This is a genomic window from Kineococcus indalonis, from assembly GCF_009906395.1.
GTDB classification, from domain to species: domain Bacteria; phylum Actinomycetota; class Actinomycetes; order Actinomycetales; family Kineococcaceae; genus Kineococcus; species Kineococcus indalonis.
Map to the genome: position 1 here is coordinate 1 of NZ_JAAALM010000554.1, position 2,550 is coordinate 2,550.

A 2,550-nucleotide genomic window follows, 5' to 3' on the forward strand; every position below is an offset into this window, starting at 1 on the left:
GCTTCACCCGGCCCCCGCCGCTGCCGATGACTCCCCCGGGGAGCAGCGGCGGACCGCGCGGCGACACCCCGCGGCGCGGGACCCCGCGACGAGACCCCGCAACGAGACCCCGCAACGACACCCCGCAGGAGGACCCGGTCATGGCCAAGGTGCTGGTCGTCGAGGACGACGCGGACATCCGCACCCTGCTGGACCTGCGGCTGCGCGCCGCCGGGCACCGGGTCGTGGGGGCGGGCTCGGCCGCGGCGGCCCTGGAGGTGCTGGCCGAGCGCGGCGCGCCGGACGTGCTGGTCTCGGACGTGTCGCTGCCGGGGACCACGGGCCTGGAGCTGGTGCGCCGGCTGCGCGCCGACGAGCGCTACGCGCGCCTGCCGGTGGTCTTCCTCAGCGGGCGCGTGCAGCCGGCGGACATCGAGGCCGGCCGGGCGCTGGGCGCGACGTACCTGACCAAGCCGGTCGTGCTGTCCGCGCTGTGCACCGCCATCGAGCAGTCCCTCGCCACCGCCGACGCCGGCGCGAGCTGGTGAGCGCGCCCGCGGGGGCGCCGCGCGCCCGCGGGTCGATCGCGCGGACGATGACGGCGGGACTGCTGCTGACCCTGACGACGATCCTCGTCCTGGGCGCCAGCTCGTCCGCGCGCATCTCCACGCTCGTGGCCGAGCGCGCCGCGGTGGACGCCACGTACGACGTGCTGGACGACATCGGCGAGCTGCGCGTGCTGCTGCGCGACGCCGAGCGCGGGCAGCGCGGCTACGTCATCACCGGGCGCGAGTACTACCTGGAGCCCTACGAGGAGGCCGTGGAGCGCATCGGCGCCTCGGTGCAGGGGCTGGTGGGCGAGACGGGCGGCAGCGCCAGGAGCGCCGCGGCGGGGGCCGAGCTGCAGGACGCGGTCGCGGAGAAGCTCTCCGAGATGCAGGTCACCATCGCGCTGCGCCGCACCGGCGGCCTGGAGGCGGTGCAGACCGTCATGGCCACCGACGACGGGCGCCGGGCGATGCGGCGCACCACCGCCGCCCTGGACGTGCTGGAGGCCGACGAGCGCGCCGTGCTCGCCGCGCAGCAGCGCACCGCCGCGGCGAACGCGGACCGCACGCGCACCCTGATCCTGGCCGGCACCGCCGGCCTGGTGCTGCTCCTGGCGAGCGGGACCCTGTGGGTCAGCCGGCGCGTGGTGCGCCCCGTGCAGCGCGTGGCGGCCGCCGCCCAGCGCATCGCCGCGGGCGAGAGCACCGAGCCGGCGGCCGTGCGCGGCCCGGCGGAGATCGTGGCCGTGGGCGAGGCGGTCAACACCGCGCTGGGGGCGCTGCTGACCGGGCGCGACAAGGCCGTGGAGGCGGACCGGGCGAAGTCGGCGTTCCTGGCGACGATGAGCCACGAGGTCCGCACCCCCATGAACGCCGTGATCGGCATGACGGACCTGCTGCTGGACACGCCGCTGGACGCGCAGCAGCGCGAGCTGGCCGAGACGGTGCGCGACAGCGGCGAGGCGCTGCTCGTCGTCATCGACGAGGTCCTGGACTACTCCCAGCTGCAGGCGGGCAGCCTGCGCCTGCTGGAGGAGCCCGTCGACGTGCGCGCGTGCGTGGAGGGCGCGGCCGCGGTGGTGCGCCACGAGGCCGGCGCCAAGGGTCTGGAGCTGGTGGTGGACGTGCGGGCGGAGGTGCCCGCCGCGGTGCGCGGGGACGGCGCCCGGCTGCAGCAGGTGCTGGTGCACCTGCTGCAGAACGCCGTGGCGTCCACCTGCCGCGGGGAGGTCGCGCTGACGGTGGCGACCGGGCCCACCGGCGCCGCCGGGCCCACCGGGTCCGCCGACACCGCCGGGTCCGCCGACACCGCCGGGTCCGCCGACGCCGCCGGGGTGGCGCTGCGCTTCGCGGTGCGCGACACCGGCGCGGGCGTGGCGGCGGAGGAGGTCGAGGGGCTGTTCAGCTCCTTCACGCCGATGGACCCCTCCGCCCCCCGCGCCGGGGCGGGCGCGGGGCTGGGCCTGGCGATCTGCTCGGGCCTGGCCGCCGCGATGGGCGGCGCCCTGACCGTGGAGAGCACCCCCGGCCTGGGCTCCACCTTCACGCTGCGGGTGGTGCTGCCGGTCACCGACGCGCCGCCCGGTGCGGCCTCGCGGCCCGCGGCGGACCTGGCCGGCCGCGACGTCCTCGTGGTGGACGACAACGCCACCAACCGCCGCGTGCTGCAGCTGCAGCTGCAGGGCTGGGGCGCGGCGTGCACGAGCGTGGCCTCGGCCGGCGAGGCGCTGGCCCTGGTGGCCGCCGGCCGCGCCTTCGACGCCGCCCTGGTGGACATGCACATGCCGGGCACGGACGGCGAGCAGCTGGCGAACGCGCTGCGCGCGCTGCCGGCGGGCCGCGCGCTGCCGCTGGTGCTGCTGACCAGCGGCCACCGGCACCCCTCGGGCGCGGCGGGCGGCGTGGTGGACGCCACCCTGAGCAAGCCGGTGCGCACCGGGCTGCTGGAGAGCACCCTGCGCGGGCTGCTCGGCGGCCGGGCCCCGGCGGCCGGCGCGGCGGCGCCGCCCGCCCCCACCGCCGC

The 2,550-nt window shown here is 78.2% G+C and carries 2 protein-coding genes; both read left to right on the top strand.

Annotated elements, in window-relative coordinates; all coding sequences use genetic code 11:
- The first annotated feature begins 140 nt into the window (after positions 1–140).
- The gene (locus tag GTR00_RS18770; protein WP_166613089.1) at positions 141–527 is read left to right on the top strand and encodes a response regulator; all 387 of its coding nucleotides are present in this window, start codon (positions 141–143) and stop codon (positions 525–527) included.
- Positions 528–574: 47 nt separating this feature from the next.
- Positions 575–2,550, top strand: a 1,976-nt coding sequence (locus GTR00_RS18775) for a CHASE3 domain-containing protein (protein ID WP_166613090.1), incomplete at its 3' end; no start/stop codon positions are given.

Excerpts from the sequence above, each read along its gene's own strand:
- GTR00_RS18770 (WP_166613089.1), top strand. The coding sequence starts at position 141 with ATGGCCAAGGTGCTGGTCGTCGAGGACGACGCGGACATCCGCACCCTG.